The sequence below is a fragment of the Paenibacillus sp. FSL F4-0097 genome (assembly GCF_038593125.1).
In the GTDB taxonomy this organism is placed as follows: Bacteria; Bacillota; Bacilli; order Paenibacillales; family Paenibacillaceae; genus Paenibacillus_AQ; species Paenibacillus_AQ odorifer.
Window position 1 is genome coordinate 2,701,078 of record NZ_CP151965.1, and the last position, 22,130, is coordinate 2,723,207.

The following is a 22,130-nucleotide window of genomic DNA, read 5'->3' on the forward strand; positions in this document are numbered from 1 at the left end:
AGGAGGTTCGTCATGCAGTTGACACAAGGTGTTATGGATGTACCCGCACTCGATATTGCATTTTCTGAGCAGGAGCGGCGTATCATTATGGAGCGAATTGATGATTGTCTGTCGAGAGGAGCGTTGAGTCAGGGTAGGTATGTACAGGAGCTGGAGGAACGTTTTGCCCGGTATGTAGGAGTTACTCATGCCATTGCGGTTAATTCGGGTACAAGTGCGATTGAAGCGGTAATGAGAGTGCTCGAAGTAAAGGGGCAGGAAGTGCTGGTTCCGGCAAATACGTTTATTGCCACGGCTTCCAGTGTCCTGTTTGCCGGAGGGCATGTTCGCCTTGTTGATATTGATCCCCGTACATTTTCGGTGTCGCTGGCTGAAATAAAGAAGCAGGCCACGAGTCGTACCCGAGGGGTTATTATCGTACATATTGGCGGAATTGTTACACCGGAGATTGAAGAAATCAGGCAATGGTGCGATGAGCAGGGGCTCTGGTTATTTGAAGATGCCGCTCATGCACATGGCAGCAGGATGGCCGGAAAAGGTGCGGGAGCTTTCGGAATTGCCGGAAGTTATTCCTTTTTTGCCACGAAAATCATTACCTCGGGGGAAGGAGGGATCATTGTCACAAACGATCATTCAATGGCTGAGAAGCTAAGAATGTTCCGCAATCATGGCAAGCCCCAGCCTTGGGAGACTTACCACACCTCGCTTGGCAATAATTATCGAATGAGTGATATCACAGCAACGATAGCGCTTACCCAGTTTGAGCGGCTCGACGCGATCATTGAACAACGGGAAGCGATCGCCAACCGTTATACTTCCTTCTTTACGAAAAATCTTCCTGATTTCGAGATTGTGATGCCGCAGGACAGATGCAGTTGGTATAAGTACATTGTTATAGTGCCTTTAGACGTTGACAGTTCCGATTTGAAGGACAGACTCAAGGAGAAAGGCGTTTCGCTCCAAGGGGAGGTATATGCAACGCCGCTTCATAGGCAGCCGATCGCTGCTTCCCTACAGTTCAGTGGGGAATATCCGCTAGCGGATGATTATTGTCGGCGTCATATCTGCTTGCCGATTTATCCCAATTTGACTGATCAGCAGATCGATTATGTTTTGGCTGTATTCTTAAGTGTGGTCGCAGAGTTAAGGGGGCAGCAATGAACGAGGGCATTATTATTGATAATCTGAGAAAGGTCTATCGCGTCCCTGTAAGAGAACATGGGTTAAAGCATGCGTTCAAAAGTCTGATCAAAATGGAATACAACGAAGTTGAGGCGGTAAAAGGTATCGACCTCAGGGTTGAGCCGGGAGAAATTGTCGGGTTCATCGGACCTAACGGCGCGGGAAAGACAACCACGCTGAAGATGCTCTCCGGTATCCTGTATCCGACATCAGGCAACATTTCCGTCTATGGCTTCAAACCGTGGGAACGCCAACATAAGTTTCTGCGCAACATCAGTATGGTAATGGGGAACAAATCGACGTTAACCTGGGATATTACGGTCGAGGACTCTTTCTTTGTGATGAAGGAAATATACGGAGTCTCTGATGCTGATTTTAAACAAAGACTCAACGAGCTAAAAGAACTACTGGATATAGGGCATCTGCTTAAGAATCAGGCACGGAATCTCTCTTTGGGAGAACGCTCCAAGTGTGAATTAACAGCAGCGTTGTTACATCAGCCACGTGTATTGTTTTTGGATGAGCCTACTTTGGGGCTGGATGTTAGCATGCAGCTGCGGCTTCGCAGTTTTATCAAGGAGTATAACCAAAAACATGAGACAACCATCCTGCTTACCAGTCACTATATGGAGGATATTTCTTCCCTTTGTAAACGGGTTGTGCTGATCAATCAAGGCAAGCTGTTATACGACGGATCTCTGGAGCAGCTGAGCGGTAAAATAGCTCCCTACCGCATTCTCAAAGTCAGTTTTATGGATGAAGACGTAACGGGCACAATTGAAGAGCTAAAGGAGAAGTTTACTGACAGCTTGCAGGTCATGGAGCTTGCGGAAAGCTACGTATTGTTTAAGATTCAGAAGGAAGCTGTACCTGAGATTGTTTCAGAAATCTTTAATAGCTATTGCATTGGAAATGTAACAATCAATGATGCTCCAATCGATTCGGTAATTGATGAAGTGTATCGAGAGGGGAGGCTCCTTTGAATTTTCGCGGAGGCTTTGCGCTGATACGTAGGACTATGTTCGGGTTTATGGCTGAGAAAGGTTTTTTCTGGACATTGACGCTTGGTTGGATGATGGGACCTATCATCTATATGTTTGTTTGGACCGTTGCTGCGGGAGATGGAAGCATAACCGGGTTCACTCAGCAGGATTTTGTGAGGTATTATATTCTGTTAATTCTTGTGAACCAGCTGACCTACCCTACATCACACTGGACGGTCGGCGATCAAATCTATGGCGGCAAGATGTCGATTGTATTATTGAGGCCGATATCGCCTTTTTACGATGTGGTTGCATCAGATTTGGCTGTCAAAATCGTCTGTATGCCTTTTGTTATATTTGTTGCCGGTGTGGCTGCCATTTTTTTGAACTTCAGACTGGCTATATCCGGTCTGGACTTGCTGGTGGCCGTTTATCTTCTTCTCATGGCTCAAATAATCAGATTTATGCTGGCCTATACACTTTCCCTGTTTGCATTTTTCACCAATAAAATCAAGTCCTTGCTTTCTATTAATGACACCCTGGTATTTTTGCTGGCCGGACAGGTAGCGCCTTCGTCGTTGCTTCCGGGATTTATGCAGGATATCTCGGATTATTTACCTTTTCAATATATGATCAGCTTTCCGATAGAGTTTTCCCTTGGAAAGTTGGATCATTCACAGCTTGTTTTTGGCATAATTGTTCAATTCGTTTGGGCGGTCGTTATCATATTATGTAACCGTTTAGTGTGGAAAAAAGGGATTCGTGCATACATGGCCGTGGGAGGGTAGGGAACATGCTGAGATATATGCGTTTGCTGAGATTGTTTTTCTCTACAGCGCTTCTAAAGGAAGCGTCATTCCGCGGTGACTTTCTAATCAAAATTTTGTATACCGCAATTAATTTAACCGGGACGATTGGGGGGATCGCGATCCTCTTTTCCAACACAAATTCGCTTAACAGTTGGACTTTTGCGGATACGCTGGCATTATCGGGCGTGTACTATTTTATTTTGGCAATGAAAAATCTATTTGTTGGTCCAAGCCTTGGCTCATTAGCCGGGATGGAAGGGGAGCTATGGACTGGAGGATTTGATTTAACGCTGCTCAAACCGATTGAGACCCAGTTTTATGTGAGCACGAGATACTGGTCTCCGCTTAATCTGTTTGATGTTATGGTGGGAGTAGCGGTGATGGTGCTGGGCGTTTCTCAAATGCAAGAAGCGATAGGAATATCCACTTGTCTGATGTTTGTATGGGCCATTTGCAATGCTTTACTGCTGTTGTACTCAATACTGCTGTTATTAAGCTCTTTGGCGTTTTGGTATGCCGGAAGTCCGATGTTGAGTATATTCGACAGTATCATGCAGATGGGTAGATTTCCGGTCAATGTATATCAGAAACCAATCCAATTGGCGCTTACCTGGATCGTTCCTGTCGCCTTTATCGTTTCCATTCCTGCAGAAGCATTAGTGGGCAGGGTAAGCCTGTCCTATTTATTCGGAGGCAGCTTGCTAGCTGCGGTTTTGCTAATGTTAGCCAGTGCGTTTTTTAAACGAGCAGTGAAAAAATATGCAAGTGCTTCTAGCTGAGGAGGATTCTAAGTGAACACTTCTTCCATATTGGATTTGATTTATTTCAATTGCTCGAATAATCCAGGGCTTACGGCCATTGATTATGAAGGAACAACGATCACTTATGAAGAGCTACGGCAGGAACTGGAGCACAGTAGTGAGAAGCTGGATCTCGCGGGGATCCGGCCCGGGCACAGAGTTGCCTTAGCCGTTGCAGACAAATCTGCTTTTATCATGCTGTGGCTTGCATGCTGGCATACGGGAGCCGTTCCGATCCCATTTGAACCTGTGAAGAACTTACCGGAACTGGAGAGAATGCACTCGTCAAGCCATTGTCAGTATTTAATTTGCGATCCAATTGATTCGGAGGGCAGCAGTCAGCTTGAGCTCGTACTCAGAGTACCGATGTTTATTTTTAGGACTGCAACGCTTTTTTTACAGGCAGATAAGCAGTCTGATGAAGATATTGCTTTGAATTTTTATACCTCAGGAACGACTGGACCGCCTAAATGCGTACAGTTTAGCCATCGGGCCATCTACAATAATGTAATGGCCATCTGTAGAGGGCTTGAAATTACTGCAAACGACAAGCTGTTCACACCGATTTCGCCGTGGCTGCCCGCGACGCTAACCACTGTAGTCCTACCGGCCCTCTGTGCCGGTGCTACATTAATCATGTCGAAGGGAACAATGCCTGCTAGAATTTGCGAGCAGATCAATCGCAAAGAGGTAACGATTCTTTTTGCGGTTCCCTATATGTATGCCTTGCTTAATGAGTCAGTCGTGTCATCGTCAAGTGTAGCTTGGGATAAAGTGAGACTGTGCATCAGCTGCTCTGCTCATCTGGACGCAGCGACTTTTAAGGACTTTTATAAGCTGTCGGGCAAGTCTATCCGTTCATTGTTCTGTTCATCCGAAGGTGGGGCAATTGCCTATAATCCTTCAAATGAGCAAGAACTGATCAGAGATTCGGTGGGACAGCCACATCTGGGAGTTTCTATTCGGCTGCTTGACCCGGAGGGGCACGAGGTTGCTCATGGAGAGGAAGGAGAGATATGGGTCAGCGGCGCTCATATATCGTGCGGGTATTACGGGCAACCCGAGTTGCAGGCAGAGGTCTTTCAACAGGGTTGGGTACGTACGGGTGATCTGGGAAGGTTGGATGAGGCTGGGTATCTGTATTTGTCGGGGCGGCTTTCTGATAACATCAATGTCGGCGGACATTTGGTAAATCCGGCAGAGATTGAACAAGTCCTGCTGCTCCATAACGGCATTAAAGAAGCACTTGTATATGGTGTTTCCGATAAATACTATGGCAGCAAGCTGATTGCGGAGATCGTGCCGCTGGATGCCCAGGTATCAGCCGATGATATTATCAGATTCTGTTCAGCGAGACTTGCGGCATATAAGGTGCCGAGAGTAATCAAGTGGACGGATAACATTCCCAAGGGTCGCTATGGGAAGAAGCTGAGAAATCAGAATCAAGCAGCCAGTCACATCCTGACGCCATGAGGTTTCTTGTGACAGGTTGCAGCGGTTTTATCGGGAGCAGGTTAACAAGCAGTTTACTGGAACAGGGACATGCTGTCAGAGGGCTTGTATTGCCGAAGGAAAAAGGCGTTGGCGAAACACTTGCAGAATTGGGTATGGAACTGTGGGTAGGCGACGTTCTGAACCCTGAAACGATGGATGGCATAGGGGAGGATATTGATGTCGTCTATCATCTTGCCGGCAAACATTCTGGTTCTGTGTCCCGGATGAGGCAGCTGTATGTAGAGGGGACGCGGAATCTGCTGGACCAACTTTTGCGCAGCGGAACGTATGGCAAGTTCATTGTGGCAAGCAATGGGGCTGTATATGGAAGCGACAACGTTTGTGTGGCCGATGAATCTGCACTGTGCCATCCCGTTCATCCATTTGGAAGAATTACACTCGAAATGGAGCGGCTGGTCCAGCAATACTGCACCCATGCGAAATTTTCTTATATCATTCTCAGGATCGCTGAAGTGTACGGCCCGCTTGAGCATAATTATATCCGGCAATTAATGCGCTGCACTCAGATGCTGGGGAACGGGCGCAGTTATTCATCTAAAGTGCATATTGATGATGTTATTTCAATGATGCAGTTGGCCTGGAGTAATCTTGCTGTTCAAGAGATTTATAACGTGAGTGATGATCTTCCTCTAACACAGGAGGAATTGATAAAAGAGGTTCGGAAATATGCTCAACTGTCTGAAATACAATGGATTTCTCCTGAGGCTGTCACTGATCGTATCAGACTAAGTATACATGGTTTACGCGCCCTTTCCGTACGTATGGGAAACGAAAAGATAAAAAAGAATGCCGATGTACGGCTGGCATACCCTACTTACGCCCATGCGATTCCTTATTTAATCGAAGAAATGTCCAATAGAAGCGAGGTGAATAGTTTGTGAGTCCGCCAAGAATTATGCTTCTTCCAAGCCCCCCTAGCTCCGGTTCTGTAGGATCAGTGAGCAAAACGCTGGGCATTGCCAAGGTTCTGCAAAGCCAAGGTTGCACGGTCAGCTTTGTGATTGGCGGCAAGCTTGCTGACTTTGTCCGAGCCAACGGCTTTCAGGTTTATGACTATCCGATTCCGCTTCCTTCAGGGAATTCCGGAGATGTTCGCAGTGCTGCCGATTATGTAGAGTGGACAGGGATGGCAGAATCGGGCTTTATTCGTCAAGCGGTTGAGGCTGAACTGAAGGCGATACAGGCTTTTAAACCCAACGCCATATTTGCCGAGTCTCGTCCGAGTGCTTCCATTTCAGCTGCCGTGGCCCAGATTCCCGCTTTGATGATTGCGAGCTGGCCAAGCCATCCAGCCTTCCCAGCCAACCTACAGTATCCGGGATCTGCCAAAGCTATCGCCGCTTTTAATGAGGTGTTGGCGGATTATTCACTGGATTCTGTTTCCAATCTGGCTGAATTATTATTTTCAAGAGCAACAATTAAAATGGCACCGACACTACCGGAACTGGAGCCGGAGCTGGCTGCGTTGAAGGAGTGCGATTTCGCCGGTTACATTCTGGATTTGGAGGCAAGACAATCTTCAAATCTGCAGTGGCATCCGGACTGGCAGGGCAAGCCGCTAATTTTTATTTATTTAAGCGTTAGTGCCATTCCCCCTTTAATTTATATTGAGCTGGTCAAAGAGATCTTTGACAAGCAACCCTACCGTGTTGCCTGTTTATGCGGATTTCATTATGAGCTTAAGGTGCTTCCTGACCATACCGACAATATTCAATTCCATTGGTTTATCCCGGCTGCTGAAATTATGCCGGAAGCAGCTCTGGTAATCTTTCATGGCGGACAAGATACTATGCTTACGACAATGCTTCATGGACTTCCGAGCATAACCGTTCCCGGTCAACATTTTGAACGGGACTATAATTGTACGCAGCTCCAAAATCTTGGTCTCACTTATAAGCTACCCGTTCAAGCATTCAGACCAAGCCGTATCCGTAAGATTGTTGAGACAGCGTTGAACGATAATTTGGCTGAGCTTCGCGGGCATTATAGGTCCAAGCTGAGGACTTTAAGCGGAACTGAGAATTGCTGTGCTGCATTGATCGCACTGGCACAAAAAAATAGCTGGCAGGTGTAATTTATGAAGATATCTGTTCCATATAACGGCGATATCCAGCTTATTGACGAGCTGGGCGGATACGAATATATCAGCTGCTTCTTCGGTGGTTCTTCTCAGGAGGGCTGTGGAAGCGGAAGATCGGCTGCGGCAATGCCGATAAGTACGCGGAGCGATATTGAACAAGCGGTTAAGCGGGCCCATATGTACAACAAAGAGTTTAACTATTTGATGAACAGTTCCTGTCTCGGCAACAGGGAATATGAGGATGAAGGCTACCGACAAATTGTAGATCAAATGGATTGGGCCGCTGAAATAGGTGTGGACTGGATCACCTTAGCCAATCAGCTGCTTGTGGACATTTGCAGGAGAAGACATCCTGAGATCAAAGTGAGCTTGTCCTCCTTTGCGGTGGTCGAAAGTGTGGAACGGGCAAAATACTTTGATTCAATGGGCGTCAAAGAGATCACAGTAAGAGAAAACATAGCCAGAGATTTCAGGCTGCTTGAACGTATACAGAACAGCGTTGAATGTGAAATCCAGGTCATTGTCAATCAGACCTGTCTCTATGAATGTCCAATGCAGGTCTATCATGACAATGTAATGAGCCATGGCTCATCCAACCGTGGAACGGATAACCAAAGCTTTATGGATTATTGCTCCGTCAAATGCACTTACGAGAAATTTAATGATCCAGGGAATATCATGAAGGCGCGCTGGATCAGGCCGGAGGATTTGGCGGAATATGAGAAGATAGGCATACACCGTTTTAAGCTGACGGACCGGTCAAAATCTACTGTCTGGCTGTTGCAGGCGGCAAAAGCCTATCATGATAGGCAGTATCCGGGGAACTTGGCTGATATTTTGAACATCGTTCACACCAACCATCGCAGAACGGCCGGTGCGGTTACACGAGAAAAGGCGGTTTTTTCCCGGCAAACGCAGCAGAGCCGCCAGAGCATCCGTGCCCTGACCTTATTGGATGTTTATATTGACAATTCTAAGCTGCAAGGTTTTATTGATTTTTTCAAAGAAGTCGATTGCCGGTCACTGGATTGTGCGGTATGCGGGTATTGTGATCAATTTGCCGTTGAAGCCCTTTCGTTTCCTGATCCTTCCGCCCGGACCAAGAGCTTAAACATGCTGCAGCAGCTGGTACAAGATACGGCAGAGCGGCAACCAAAGGTTTTCTGAGAGGAGATATAAGCATGCAGAACAAGGAGATTCTGGGTAAGCTGGCCGCTATTTTTTCAGAGGTCTTGAGCAAGGAGGTTACAATGGAGGAACTGGATGCGCAAGCGGATTTACTTGAAGCGTTCCATATGGATTCACTGATTGCTTTGCAGATTATCGTTAAGATTGAACAACAGCTTGGAATCGTCATTGAAGATGATGACCTGGCACTGGAACTATTAAATGATACCGGAAAATTGACGGCATATATTGAGGGACAGTCGGAAAGGGTGAGCAGCTGACGATGAATCTTTTGTTTCTTTCTGAAGGTGCTTATTTTGCCTATTATCAAGGGGCCGTCAAGGCTAACCGTGCAGTATTCGAGTCCCTGGCTGCCAGGGGACATCAATGTAGAGTAGTCCATCTGGTAGACCAGGAAGATTCTCTGTTACAGGTGGAGGAACAGCTGCAGGAGCATGGGGTAAACAATATTATTCGTTCCGCGCATAGTCTTCAGGGGACAGTAAATGGTGTAGAATGCCATTTCACCACGAGTGTTATGCTGTTATACAGAACAGCAGGGGATTTGATGAAAAAAGGCAATCCGGACGTGGTTCTTGTGAATATGGCTTACCACACCATGGTTGCTGCGGGAATAAAGCTCGTGGCTGGAAGCGCAACAAAATTGGTTGTGATTTGTCATGATGTGATCACTCTCCCTTTTGGGCCGCATAGCTGGATCGAAAATCCGCTGCTCCGACAGGAACTTGCCCAGGTCTCCGGCTTTATTGGTGACAGTGATTTCGTAGCTCATAATATCACCGAATGGGGTGGTTATACCAATGCTGTTTCGCTACGTTTCTCAATTTATGGGGATGGTATTTTTCCAACCTTTCATAATTTCAACAGAGGATACATCGCGATATGCAACCCTACAGAGATAAAGGGTTTATCCATTTTTCTGAAGCTGGCTCAAGCTTTTCCGGACTATCCTTTTGCTGCGGTAATTACATGGGGCGATTTGAAGCAGGAGGAACAATCCGCTTTACGTGCTCTGCCTAATGTGACACTGCTTGAACCGGAGCGCGAGATGAATTTGATTTTTGAACAGGTACGAGTGTGGCTTCATCCTTCCATCTGCGCTGAAGCTTTTGGGCAGACAGTAATTGAAGCGATGCTAAGAGGTATTCCTGTTATTGCAAGCGACCAAGGCGGCCTCATGCAATCGAAATGCAAGGTTGACTATAATCTTCCGGTGACGCCGATTACGGAAACTTACAAGGATGAAGCAACAGGACATACAATGCCGGTTATTCCCGAACAGGATACTGCCATATGGGTGGAGACTTTGCAACGGCTGCTGACGGACAGGACACTCTACGAATCCATTTCTGCAGCCTCTAAAGCTGCCGCGCAGGAATTTATAACGGAGGCCCAGCCTGAAAAATTCGAACTGTATCTGGAGAATATGCTGCAATCCGAAATGTCAGCAAGGTGAGGTGAAGAGTGTGGAAAAGACATTGGATACATCCGCCATTTCCGTTACATTGCTCGACTGTCTTCATCGTGCTTTAACAACAGGAGATATTGAACTTTGGCTGGAGACCCAGTATTTCGAAGATGAAATGGAAGCTGAATCACAGCGGGCATGGTTCCATGGGTATTTACAAAAAACAGTTCCGACTTGCATAGAATTTAACGTACGAAATGTCAGAATAAGTCTTGCTGAAATTGTTGCTGCTTGTACTTTGACCTTTACTTATGAACAGTTTGACCAGCTAAAGGATGAGCATATTTATACTATGCGCTATGTTGAAGACAAAAAAGAATGGAAGGTTGTAACGATCGAGAAAAGCTGGCTACCGTTTGGTTCGGCCGAAGCCGATCTAATTCATTACGATACTTATTCCATGACTGATCTCTTCTGGTGGACCAATGAAGCGGAATTGGAGATTGTTAGAAACAGCAACGATCCTCTGCCGGCGAATTTATACGCTCGGGCAATTCCACGAAATATACGTTCCCGGGAAGTGCACTCTGAATTGGAATGTGCGGCCATTCTATCCAATATGCTGTCTTTGCGCGTAGCTGATCTGGCAGCATTGCTGTTTCAGCCAACCGCTCTAGGGACGCTGAAGTCCTTATATCATTTTGCAAGTGAAAATATCAATTTCCAGATTGAGCGGCCTGATCGTAACAGCAGCTGGTCAAGCAAATTTACTGCTCCAACGTTTAGTTATGATGAACTGTTGACCTTGGCTGAAGATCACTTTCCATTAACCGCTAATTGTACGCCGCTTATGTCATTTTATTTTGCGGTGCTCCGATTATGCGGCTTGGCGGCTTCGGATATCGTCCAGCTCCGTTTAGTTAATTACGATTGTTTGCTCGTCTCCATCACTGGAGAGGCATACCTGTTTTTCACAGACCGGATTGTTAAATTAAATGCAGGTACTTACTATTATCAGACCGAAATCAGCAAGCTGTTCAATGAGAGGGAGTATTGGTCTGCTGCCGGAAGTTCGAATTTATCAGGCCGGACGGTGGAGCGATTAAATAACTGGTTCAAGGATGGCATTGTGTTTAAATTCTCACGTCCGCTAACAACGGGAATTAGCTATATGGATGAATGCCCAATGCCCAGTTTAAAAGAATGCGCTGACCCGCTGCAACTTCATCGGTTGCTGCGTCAAACGATGCTGAGATACAGCTGCAATCTGCCGGATTCTGTATATACGTACGCCAAATATGCTTATCAGACACTATTAGTAACAAAACCGCAGGCTTATGTTCTGGCATCTATGAATAGTCCGCTTATTCGTCAGTTTCTGAGCGATTATAATACGAAACAGCATTTTTTTGAGTATGTGGATTTATTGAAGAAGAAATCCATATTTCGGGAACACGACCGACTGATGACTGCAGACCAAGTAATACGTCACGGTACCGCCGATCCGGCTTCCCTTACAGTGTTGGTGTATGTCTGGTTAAATCAAAGCCACCAGTCTCAAGGCGGGGTTTGTATAACTGATGAAGATAGCTATTGTTTTTTTGAAGGAGAAATATGGAGCGGCAAAAAACGAAAACCAGCATCAAAGATGCAAGGAAATCTGTTAGTAGCTTTTAACCATGAATCATGCTTCAGTGAGCTGATGAACATTTCTGAAGCGAAGACCGAATGGATAACATTCATACGGCAGCATATGACGATGTCTCATGAAGGAGCCGATCACATTGAATGACTGGATTAAAATTCAAGGTGCGAGAGAAAACAATCTGAAAAATATATCTCTGTCTATCCCCCGAAACAAACTAGTGGTGTTAACTGGATTGTCTGGTTCCGGCAAATCAACGCTTGCCATGAATACCTTGCAGCAGGAATGTCAGAGGCAATACATGGATTCGCTCGGTATGATAAGTGATTTTATCCACAAACCTAAGGTTGATTCTATTGAAGGGTTGTCGCCTTCCATCTGTATTGACCAGCGCCACACTAACCGAAATCCCCGGTCAACCGTTGGAACTACAACGGATTTGTACACCTTGCTTCGTATATTGTTTACCAAAAGCGGAGAAAGAGCTTGTCCTAATTGCGGAAGCCAAGTCAAGGGTTCAAGTAGTGCTGACATCTGGCAGGAAAACTATGAGTCGATCGAAACAGAGATTCAAGATCTTCCTATGTCCTATTCCGATGAGGGCAAAGCCGTGTGCCCAGAGTGCAGCCATGAGCTTAGAGCATTGACCATGTCCCATTTCTCTTTCAATAAACCTGAAGGCGCATGTCCGGTTTGTATGGGCTTGGGGGTTGAACGAAAACCGAATTTACAAGAAATTTTCGATGACAGCCTCAGCTTGAAGCAGTGTGCACTTAAGGGGAGCAATCCTCATGGAGCACAGTTAATGGCCGATAATTTGGTTGCAGCCGGTAACTATTACGGATTTGTGTTTGATCCTGATAAACCCTTGAGAGATTTGGGCACGGTCGAACGGGATCTGCTGTATTTCGGTGTATACAGCCAGCGATTTATCAGGCATTTTTCTGGGAAGACCCCTCCAACTTATGCTGCAGAGGGAAGATTCGAGGGGATTCTGACCAACCTGGAACGCAGATACAAGGAACGTGGACACGAATCGGACTATCGAGAGAAGATTGAAAAATTCTTTCATCTGCAAGAGTGTTCGGATTGTCACGGTACGAAGCTGAACGCAGACAGTCGAGCGGTTACGCTAGCCGGGAAAAGTATCACCGAAGCATCTGCAATGCCGCTCTTCCATTTGCTTGGCTGGTTGCGTAAAGTGTCCGCTCAACAGCTAGGGGGAAGTCAGGATCCGCTTATGAACATCGTTTCCGAAATGGAAAAAAAGCTGGCTCGCTTGATTGAAGTGGGTGTCGGCTACTTAAGCTTGGACCGCTCCACCGTTTCTTTATCTCTGGGAGAAATGCAGAGGCTTAAGCTCGTCTCATTAATCGGAGCTAGCTTAACAGGAGTTTTGTATATTCTCGATGAACCGACAATTGGCCTTCACCCGATAGATACCGAAGGTCTGCTCCGGGTGCTCCGGCAGTTGCGTGATCTTGGAAATACGGTTCTAGTTATCGAGCATGACCCGGATGTTATGCGGGCGGCCGATTACCTTATTGATATCGGACCGGGTGCGGGCAAGCAAGGGGGAGAAGTGGTTGCGGCTGGCTCCGTGCAGCAGCTGATTCAGTGCAGCAGATCATGGACCGGGCAGTATTTCGCTGGTAAAGATACGGTGGTTCTTCCTGAACAGCGCCGCAGAGGGAACGGGAAATGCATTGAGATTACAAATGCGAATCGCCATAACCTTAAGGATGTAAGTGTGAATATCCCGTTGGGCAAGCTCGTTGTGCTGACCGGGGTATCAGGGTCGGGGAAATCGACTCTTATGTTCGACGTCCTGGCTCGATCCGCACAGCTTCATTTTACCCAAAGCACCGAGACTGATGCCTATGCAGATGTTAAGGGCTGGGAGAATGTGCATAAGGTCATTAGCTTCGATCAATCCCCTATCGGTCAGACTGCAAGATCAAACGCGGCAACTTACACAGATGTGTACACGGCGATAAGGAATATTTTTGCTGCGCTGCCTGAAGCGAAAATGCGTAATCTCCAGGCCAAACACTTTTCTTGCAACGTCCCCGGCGGCCGATGCGAACGCTGTCAGGGAGCAGGGCTTGTGCAAGTGAATTTGCAATTCCTACCGTCGGTTGAGACCCCATGTCCTGTATGCCGGACCAAACGATTTAAGCCGGAGATTCTGGATGTAAAGTATAAAAACCATAGCATTTCAGATGTATTGGCTTGCTCTGTAAAAGAAGGGATGGAACTGTTCGCGGATGAACCATCCGTATATAACAAGCTGGATGTGATGTGCCGTATTGGACTGGATTATTTAATTCTGGGCCAGCCGGCAACCACTTTGTCTGGCGGGGAGGCACAACGGGTAAAGTTGGCCAGAGAGCTCTCCAAAAGCAGTAGACACCACACCTTGTACTTGCTTGATGAACCAACAACAGGCCTGCATCCGCATGATGTGATTAAGCTGATTGATATGCTTGGGCAGTTGGTCGACTCGGGTAATTCTGTCGTTGTGATAGAACATAATACCGATGTCTTAGTCATGGCGGACTGGATTATTGACATGGGGCCGGAGGGAGGCCTGGAGGGGGGACAAGTCTTGGGTGAAAGCACACCAGAGAACATCGCGGAAATCAAGAATTCCAAAACAGGTCGAATTGTAAATCAGCTTCTCAATCAATATCAACAAAACTTAGAGGGGGAGTATACGTGTTAATTCTTGGTTTAAGCGGTGGGCTAGGACATGATTCAGCGGCATGTTTGGTTCATGATGGCGTTTTGGTGGCCTATGCTGAGGAGGAGCGTTTTTGCCGAAAAAAACATGCTTACGGAGAGCCCCCGGTTTTGTCGCTCCTCAATTGTCTGTCACAAGCGGGCGTTGCTTTTGAAGATATCGATCTGATTGCTTTATCATGGGACCCGCAAAAAGCGGAAGAATTGGGGATATTGGAGAAATTCAAGAAGCACCCGGTATTATCAGGCAAAAAAATGCCCACTATCATTTCGGTCAGCCACCATTTATGCCATGCGGCAAGTGCCTACTATTTATCCGGGTTCGATGATGCGGTGATTTTGGTTATGGACGGACAAGGTGACGATATTTCAACCACAGTAGCCTATGGGAAGAATGAGCATATTGAGGTTAAGCAAGAATACGGGATTTCACAATCGCTTGGATTTTTTTATTCCATCGTCAGTGATTATTTACAGCTTGGAGCATCGGGAGAAGGAAAGCTGATGGGATTAGCCTCTTATGGAGAGTCAGTCTATGACTTTTCTGTACGGTTGACGGAAGACGGGTACGAGATTCCTATCGGAGAACCTGATAGTTCGCTTGGTTTGGAGGATAAGTATAACAAGCTGACCCGAATATGGATGAAGGAAATGTACCGTAAATTCGGTGATCCTCCAAAGCGTATCTATAGCAATAATACACTGTATGGCGGGCTCAATTATACGGTCGAATACAGCAAGAAGCACAAAGATATTGCCGCATCGGCGCAGCAGGCGCTGGAAGACACTATTGTGCATCTTTGCCAGCAGACCATCCGGCAAGGCAACAGTAAAAATTTGGTGATAGGCGGAGGTGTTGCTCTCAATTGTACGACGAATGGAAGGCTGGAACGCCTCGGAATTTTCGATGAAATCTTCGTATTACCGGCAACCAATGATGCTGGGGGCTGTATCGGAGCTGCCATGATTGCCTCTAAAGAACGTTCCGTTCTCCCTGTAAAGGGCAGACTGAAGACTCCTTACTGGGGAATTTCCTATGATGACAACCATATATCGGAGGTATTAAACAAGCTTGGTTTGAAGTATAACTATTCATCCGATATTTGCCGGCAGACGGCAGAACTGATTGATAGAGGTAAAGTCATTGGCTGGTTCCAAGGCGCAGCCGAGATGGGGCCAAGGGCATTGGGCAATCGTTCCATAACAGCCAGTCCTGCAAGTTATGATTCATATGTAAAAGTCAATCAAAAAATCAAATTCAGAGAATCCTGGAGACCGCTGGCGCCAAGTATTATGGATGAACATGCGGATTGGTTGGTGGAGGAGGCGCAGTATTCGCCGTATATGCTGAAAGCCTACACAGTCAAAGAAGAGAGAAGGCAGGCTGTTCCTGCCATCGTGCATGTAGATGGATCTACCAGACCGCAAACGGTTCGAAGCGAGGTGAATCCGGTCTGGCATCAGCTTATTGCCGAGCATTATAAGTTGTCTGGAATTCCGCTGATAATGAACACATCGCTTAACACACGAGGAGAACCGGTGTGTGAGACTCCATACGACGCCATCAAAACCTTCTATACCTCCGCTATGGATGCGCTGGCGGTCGGCAATTTCTTAATCGAAAAATAATACGGGAAACGAGGGGATTTGACCGTTATGAACAGAGAAGAGGAATATATCCAAGCGACAGTGATGGAACTAATCCGCAAAAATGGAGCCTTACCCTCAGTAGAGCAGAAAGAGACGCTGCAGGCTGCTGATTTGAACAGAACTTTAACCGAATGGGGAGTTAATTCGTTCCGGGCTTTATATCTTCTGTACGATTTGGAGGAGGTCTTCCGGGTTCAGATTCCAGACAACTGTCTCACTCCAGAGACCTTTGAGTCTCCCTTGACGATTATTAACTGTCTTAAAGTGTTGCTCAATGATAAGGCAATTTCCTGATGCATGATTTTTAATTCCAAGAATCGGGAGGATGAAGTATGACTCGAGGTTTATCAAATTGGGAAGCGCTGCTGCAGGCCGAGCGAATGCATAGAAGTCTCCCTCCTATCCGTGCTGATTCCGATTTAACCGATATTCCGCTGAGCGGCGCTCAGCGCAGATTATGGTTTTTGCATCAATTGAACCCTGCCAGCTCCGCTTACAATATGACGATACAATACCGCTTGAAGGGTTGTCTGAATTATAAACACTTGACTGAATGTCTGGGTATATTGAAGGAAAGGCATCGAATTTTAGACACTGTATTTTACGAAAAAGACGGGGAGCCTTACCAAAAGACGGTTCCACAGCCCGCAGCGGTCAGGATTGAGCGGTTGGATTGTCTTGAGTCAGAGATGGAGAAACAGGCGTTGGATTGGTTGGCAATGGAGATTAATAAACCGTTCGAATTAAATGGAGGCTCTTTATTTGAGACGGTACTGGTGCAGATGAGCCCAACCGAGCATTTACTGATATTTCGTTTCCATCACAGCATTTCAGATGCGTTGTCTCTGGATATTTTTACAAATGAATTCAGGGAGATCTACAACGCTTTGGAAGAAGGCAGGGTGGCACGCTTGCCTGAATTGCCGGTGCAGTATTCTGCTTATGCTGTCTGGGAACAAAAATATATTGCAAATGCCGGCAATCCAACACTAATGGATTATTGGAGCAACAAGTTAGCTTCGGCAGATACACGGTTTGATTTAAACCTTGCGGCAATGCCTGAAGCTGCTGGGCCAACCGATTCGGAGTGCAATTATGGGGGAGAGTTGCCGCAGGATGCCTATAATGAAATGCTGGATTTTATAAAACGTCACCCCGAATTCACGGTCTATAACGTTATGCTCGCAGCCTACCGGGTCCTGATGTTTAGATATACCGGTCAGTCTAACCTGATTATCGGCTCAACCATGGCTAACCGTAACCGCATTGAAGTAAGGAATCTTATCGGTTTTTTTGCCAATACTTTGCCACTCACCACCAATGTGCAGACTGAAGACAGCTTCTTTGAAGTATTGAATAAAGAGAAAGAAACAATTAATGAGGGCATTGCCTATCAACAAGTCTCTTTCGACAAGCTGGTCAGTATTATGCATCCAGATCGCAGGCCAGGGGAAAATCCGCTGTTTCAAACGATGTTTACTTATGTGCAGAGCGGCAAAACGGATTTGGAGTTATCCAACCTAACTGTTGAAGCGTTAAAGGCAGATAAAAGCTCTTCGGCCTTTGACCTGACGATTGGGCTTAATGATACCGGAAGCGGAGTGCAATTATTTTACGAATACAACAATGATAAATGGTACGCGGCCTCATTGAGGCAATTCCATTACCACTACATTAACATTCTCCAGCAGCTGCTGCAGCGACCGGAGGCTACGGTTAGCAGCCACATGTTTTTGACCGCGGAAGAAATCAATAAAGTGATCTACGAATGGAATGATACTTGTACGGATTTCGGCTGTCTGGACAGCCGAAGGTTCATAAGCCAGATCAAAAAACAAGCTGCGAAGCATAGTCATCTGCGGGCTGTATTTTTGAGCGAAGAAGACAACATGAGTTATGAGGAGCTTGATCTGGCCTCAGATATGCTTGCTTCGAGGCTGATACAATTGGGGATCGGGCGTGGCAGCCTTGTTGGGTTGGGCTTGGAGAGATCTGTTGAGCTAGTCACCTCAATTCTGGCGGTAATTAAATGCGGCGGGGCATTTATGCCGCTTGATCCACAGCTACCCTCCAAACGTCTGGCCCATATGATTTGTGAGTCGTCGTGTGCACTGATCATCACCCAGGAACAATATGCGGCTCTGTTTAAACCGATGCATAAGGTGGTCCTCGTCGGGATTAGCTCTTATTCAGCTGACTTAAGGTGTGAAATTGTGCACAATGAGCCGGTCGAACCCAGCGATTTAGCCTATGTTATCTATACTTCCGGTTCAACCGGAACCCCGAAGGGCGCGATGAACAGCTATGAGGGATTATACAACCGGCTTCTTTGGATGCAGCAGCAGTTTGGTTTGGATGAGACCGATAAAGTGCTGCAGAAGACACCGCTCACTTTTGATGTGGCAGTATGGGAGCTGCTGTGGCCATTACTGCATGGAGCGGAATTGGTATTAGCCCGACCGGATAAACCGCATGATCCTGAATATATTGGGAATGTGATTGTCGAGAGGCATATTACGACGATTCATTTTGTTCCGGCGTTACTGCAGCAGTTTATGGACTCCTTTCCAATAGAAAGCTGCATTTCACTTAAAAATGTCATTTGCAGTGGAGAAGAGCTGAGTACCACATTACGTGATTCTTTTTTCTCAAAATCCGCTGCGCATTTGTTCAACTTGTACGGGCCCGCTGAGGCGGCCATTGATGTAACCTGCTGGGACTGTGCGGAGAGCCGAGGCCATTCAAGTGTTCCGATCGGCAAACCGATTTCCAATCTCCGAATTTACATTCTGGATAAATATCTCCTGCCGGTTCCCGTTGGGGTTTACGGAGAAATATGCATTGGTGGAATAGGAGTGGGCCTAGGATACATCGGAAATGAAGAGCTGACCAACCGCAGTTTTGTACCCAATCCTTACTCCAGACATCCTGCTGCTGAACGTCTGTACCGCACAGGAGACATGGGCAAATTCCTCGAAGACGGCACGATTATTTATGGGGGAAGAACAGATCAACAAATCAAGCTCAACGGTGCGCGGATAGAGCTGGGTGAAATCGAGGCCGTATTTCGCCGTTACAACCGGATCAAAGAGACTCTTGTCCATCCGCTCAAGCAGAATAACGGGGGGCAGCTTATGATTGCCTATTATGTGAGCGATGAAGAGATTGCCGCTGCGGAGCTGCGAAACTATGCGAGAGCTTATTTGCCGGCCTATATGATTCCTGGCATCTTTATGAGACTTGAGAGATTTCCGTTAAATCGAAATGGTAAGGTTGATCGCCAGGCGCTTCCGCTGCCTGATGTTAGATTTAAAGAAGCGAGCAGCGCTCTACTTCCTAAAAATGAGTTTCAGGCAGAGATAGAATCTATCTGGCAAGAGTTGTTGAGTTTGGAGGGCCGTGCGATCGGCATTGCCGAGAATTTTTTTGATCTGGGCGGCCATTCGTTATTAGCTCTAAAGCTAGTTAGTATTGTCAACAAAAGATTCAATACAAACATAACTATTATGGAGTTGTACCTAGGCGAATTTACGATTGCAAGAATGGCGGACATGCTTGCTGAACCGTCCTCTGCTGCAGCCCAGGGACAGCTGACGAAATCAGTGTTATCTCAATTAGGAATGTCATTGGAAGAAATTTTGCAAGTAGGCGAAGGAACATTAGGCCAGAGATAAATGATGGACAGGGAGGATATGATGGACCAAATACAACAGCGGGTGGAGGTATTGCTGCGCCTATTTGTAAAGTGTGATATTTCCTTGGAGCCCGAAAGTGTGTTCACAGATCTGGAAATGGATTCGCTTACTTACATCAAATTTATTGTTGAAGTTGAGCGGGCGTTGCAATTGGACTTTGATCCTTACCTTTTGGTAGCAGGACATTTTCCTACGGTTGGAGATTTAACGGCATATCTCTGGAGTAAAAATGGTGAAGGATGTGCCACAGATGCCTAACCTGCCGATCAAGTACCCTATGGTGAACAGCAGCATGAACAGCTCTCATCTGCTCAGTGTAGTGGAAGTCTGCTCTAGAAAGATGGATTGGCTGCATAACCATTATATTCATTTATATCTTGGAGCGAATATGGATGTGATGGATCTTGAATTTCTGTCACCCGAGCAATCTTTGGGGCATTTCCCCTATCTGAATTTGAAAGAGATCAGGCTTGGTCCTGAACGTGTTGCTGTAAAACAGATCTTGGATTGTCTGGCCGAGAAGGAGTATGTCGAAGTAAGCTTGGATGAATTTTATATAGAAGGTAAGCACTATTTTAATAAGGTTCATTTCGAAAGGAATTTTATGATTTACGGCTATGATGATCTTAGTCATACATTTAGTATTGCTGGCTCGGATTACGATAAAATCTTCGAGTTTCATGAGCTTCCCGCCGATCAGATCATATCATCGCTGCGCGCTCATGCATTCGAACGGCGTTCGATTCGCTCTGTCCGGCTAAATGAAGCTGATAAGATGCATTTTGAGCCAACTACACTGATCGCAAGCCTAGCGGATTATTACTATTCACGCCAGCCAGAAACCATGGTAACCTGCCCGGGAACAGATGGAGGTTCGTGTTGGGGAATGAAGGTGTATGGAGCGCTGCTAGACTATTTAGATAGGTTGGCGCGTCACGAAATTTTCTATTGTGTTCGTCCGTTTCATTTACTCTGGGAGCACAAAAAATGCATGGTTAACAGGCTTGGATATTTATCTCAATGTGGATATAACCTTTCTGATTTCATTATGAAAGGCTATGAGGATATATACGAAACCACTCTTATTCTCAGAAACATTTTGGTGAAATATCATCTTGAGCCTGACCTTAACCTGTTGCGGATCGCTGCACGCACAGTGGAGAGTATCGATGTGCAAGAGCGCGCGCTTCTGTCAGCGCTTTTGAAAGAGTTTAGTACTGTAATCAGCAAAATAGAAGAAAAGGAGAATTCTCGGTGATACCCGATAAATGTGAAGTTGTTATTATTGGATCTGGGGCAGTCGGGGCGTGTACAGCCTACTATTTAGCCAAAAAAGGAATAACCGATGTGGTAGTGCTTGAGAAAAGCGAAAGTTTAGGCGGAGCAACCACATCTATCTGCGCAGGCGGGATGCGAAGTCAGTTTACAACGGAGATAAATATTGAATTGTCCAAGTTAAGTTTTCGATTGCTGGAGCAGCTTGATTCGTATAACCTTGTTCAGGATGAAATGGACCAGTGCGGATATATGTTTATTTTCACGGCACAAGATAATCTTTCTGAGTTTTATGATGCGATGCTTTTGCAGCAAAGGTTGGGTGTGCAAACGGAATGGATGGAGCCTAAGCAGATTCAAAAGAAGCTGCCGATGCTGGTACTAGAGGATGTAACCGGTGCAACTTACAATAAGCAGGATGGATTGATCGATCCCAATAAGATTACAAGCACGTATATTCGGCTCTCCAGAGATCTGGGTGTCAAATATTATCCTGGAGTCGCTGTAACGGACTTTATTACTGACGGTTCCGCGATACAGCAAGTGGTAACGTCAGAAGGAGCGATAACTTCGCGAGTTGTTGTAAATGCTACGGGCCCCTGGTCCAAATTTGTGGCTGCTAAAGCCGGAATTGAGTTGCCGGTAATCCCCTGCCATCAGCAGTTGTTGGTTACAGATGTGCTCCCATGGCTGCCCGCCGATTTTCCCGTTATTGTGTTCCCCGGGGAAGGTCTGGGCTTACATAAGGAGACAGGCGGTCTGTTAACGGGCTTAAATAAGCCCTTTGTTGCAGGGGGATGCGAAGATCCGGATTATAGCTACTCAGACCCGGAATGGGAATATAAACATCTGGAAGCTGCTCTTCGTCGGCTGCCTCGTCTCCAGGAAGCAACCATCAAATCCTGCTGGGGAGGGTATTATGATGACACGCCGGACTCCCATCCGGTGCTGGGCGCTGATAACAAAATCCAAGGGTTTTACCATGCGTCAGGATTCAGCGGACATGGTTTTATGCACAGCCCGGCCGCCGGACTCCTAATCAGTGAAGAAATAGCCGGGAATTCGGCACAAACATTAGACATATCATCATTGCGGTCCAATCGCTGGCTAACTGCAGCAGGCAGAAAAATTAATGAATACTACAAGATTTAGAAGTAT

At 46.3% G+C, this 22,130-nt stretch carries 18 protein-coding genes; all 18 read left to right on the forward strand.

Translation table 11 applies throughout. From position 1 onward, the window contains the following. Positions 1 to 12: 12 nt before the first annotated feature. From MHH86_RS11990 to MHH86_RS12075, 18 genes are read left to right on the forward strand one after another with little or no spacing between them, the layout of a single operon-like run. Entirely contained in the window at positions 13 to 1,161 is a 1,149-nt protein-coding gene (locus tag MHH86_RS11990; protein ID WP_052096964.1) for a DegT/DnrJ/EryC1/StrS family aminotransferase, read from the forward strand. Further along, entirely contained in the window at positions 1,158 to 2,165 is a 1,008-nt protein-coding gene (locus MHH86_RS11995) for an ATP-binding cassette domain-containing protein (RefSeq protein ID WP_036685909.1), read from the forward strand. Before MHH86_RS11990 ends, MHH86_RS11995 begins: the two co-directional genes overlap by 4 nt. A 47-nt stretch (positions 2,166 to 2,212) precedes the next feature. After that, positions 2,213 to 2,953 carry an ABC-2 family transporter protein gene (locus tag MHH86_RS12000; RefSeq protein WP_178420359.1) on the forward strand — a complete coding sequence of 247 codons (741 nt, stop codon included), beginning with the start codon at positions 2,213 to 2,215 and terminating at the stop codon, positions 2,951 to 2,953. A gap of 5 nt (positions 2,954 to 2,958) precedes the next feature. Next, the gene (locus MHH86_RS12005; protein ID WP_036685913.1) at positions 2,959 to 3,753 is read left to right on the forward strand and encodes an ABC-2 family transporter protein; all 795 of its coding nucleotides are present in this window, start codon (positions 2,959 to 2,961) and stop codon (positions 3,751 to 3,753) included. Between the two features lie 12 nt (positions 3,754 to 3,765). Beyond that, positions 3,766 to 5,247, forward strand: coding sequence for a class I adenylate-forming enzyme family protein (locus MHH86_RS12010; protein ID WP_076147183.1), 1,482 nt, complete (start codon positions 3,766 to 3,768; stop codon positions 5,245 to 5,247). After that, entirely contained in the window at positions 5,244 to 6,170 is a 927-nt protein-coding gene (locus tag MHH86_RS12015) for an NAD(P)-dependent oxidoreductase (RefSeq protein ID WP_076100699.1), read from the forward strand. Before MHH86_RS12010 ends, MHH86_RS12015 begins: the two co-directional genes overlap by 4 nt. Further along, on the forward strand, positions 6,167 to 7,363 hold the full coding sequence (locus tag MHH86_RS12020; RefSeq protein WP_076147185.1) for a nucleotide disphospho-sugar-binding domain-containing protein: 1,197 nt from the start codon (positions 6,167 to 6,169) through the stop codon (positions 7,361 to 7,363). Before MHH86_RS12015 ends, MHH86_RS12020 begins: the two co-directional genes overlap by 4 nt. 3 nt (positions 7,364 to 7,366) lie before the next feature. Next, positions 7,367 to 8,536, forward strand: coding sequence for a peptidase U32 family protein (locus tag MHH86_RS12025; RefSeq protein WP_076147187.1), 1,170 nt, complete (start codon positions 7,367 to 7,369; stop codon positions 8,534 to 8,536). 14 nt (positions 8,537 to 8,550) lie between these two features. Next, entirely contained in the window at positions 8,551 to 8,817 is a 267-nt protein-coding gene (locus MHH86_RS12030; protein ID WP_036685924.1) for an acyl carrier protein, read from the forward strand. A gap of 2 nt (positions 8,818 to 8,819) precedes the next feature. Further along, the gene (locus MHH86_RS12035; protein ID WP_076317099.1) at positions 8,820 to 10,013 is read left to right on the forward strand and encodes a glycosyltransferase; all 1,194 of its coding nucleotides are present in this window, start codon (positions 8,820 to 8,822) and stop codon (positions 10,011 to 10,013) included. A 10-nt stretch (positions 10,014 to 10,023) separates the two neighbouring features. Beyond that, entirely contained in the window at positions 10,024 to 11,757 is a 1,734-nt protein-coding gene (locus tag MHH86_RS12040) for a hypothetical protein (RefSeq protein WP_076147189.1), read from the forward strand. Next, positions 11,750 to 14,335, forward strand: a complete 2,586-nt coding sequence (uvrA, locus tag MHH86_RS12045; protein WP_052096966.1) for an excinuclease ABC subunit UvrA — start codon at positions 11,750 to 11,752, stop codon at positions 14,333 to 14,335. The genes MHH86_RS12040 and uvrA overlap by 8 nt, the downstream gene beginning before the upstream one ends. Beyond that, the gene (locus tag MHH86_RS12050; RefSeq protein ID WP_036685931.1) at positions 14,329 to 15,981 is read left to right on the forward strand and encodes a carbamoyltransferase C-terminal domain-containing protein; all 1,653 of its coding nucleotides are present in this window, start codon (positions 14,329 to 14,331) and stop codon (positions 15,979 to 15,981) included. The genes uvrA and MHH86_RS12050 overlap by 7 nt, the downstream gene beginning before the upstream one ends. Positions 15,982 to 16,008: 27 nt before the next feature. After that, positions 16,009 to 16,296 (forward strand): hypothetical protein, encoded by a 288-nt coding sequence (locus MHH86_RS12055; RefSeq protein ID WP_076317098.1) that lies wholly within the window; start codon positions 16,009 to 16,011, stop codon positions 16,294 to 16,296. A 38-nt stretch (positions 16,297 to 16,334) separates the two neighbouring features. Continuing rightward, positions 16,335 to 19,676 (forward strand): non-ribosomal peptide synthetase, encoded by a 3,342-nt coding sequence (locus tag MHH86_RS12060; protein ID WP_076317097.1) that lies wholly within the window; start codon positions 16,335 to 16,337, stop codon positions 19,674 to 19,676. A gap of 18 nt (positions 19,677 to 19,694) precedes the next feature. Next, positions 19,695 to 19,955, forward strand: coding sequence for an acyl carrier protein (locus MHH86_RS12065; protein WP_162164283.1), 261 nt, complete (start codon positions 19,695 to 19,697; stop codon positions 19,953 to 19,955). Then, entirely contained in the window at positions 19,948 to 20,955 is a 1,008-nt protein-coding gene (locus MHH86_RS12070) for a hypothetical protein (protein ID WP_076317096.1), read from the forward strand. The genes MHH86_RS12065 and MHH86_RS12070 overlap by 8 nt, the downstream gene beginning before the upstream one ends. Then, a complete protein-coding gene (locus MHH86_RS12075; protein WP_076100684.1) occupies positions 20,952 to 22,124 on the forward strand; it encodes an FAD-binding oxidoreductase in 1,173 nt (390 codons plus the stop codon). Before MHH86_RS12070 ends, MHH86_RS12075 begins: the two co-directional genes overlap by 4 nt. Positions 22,125 to 22,130: the final 6 nt, after the last annotated feature.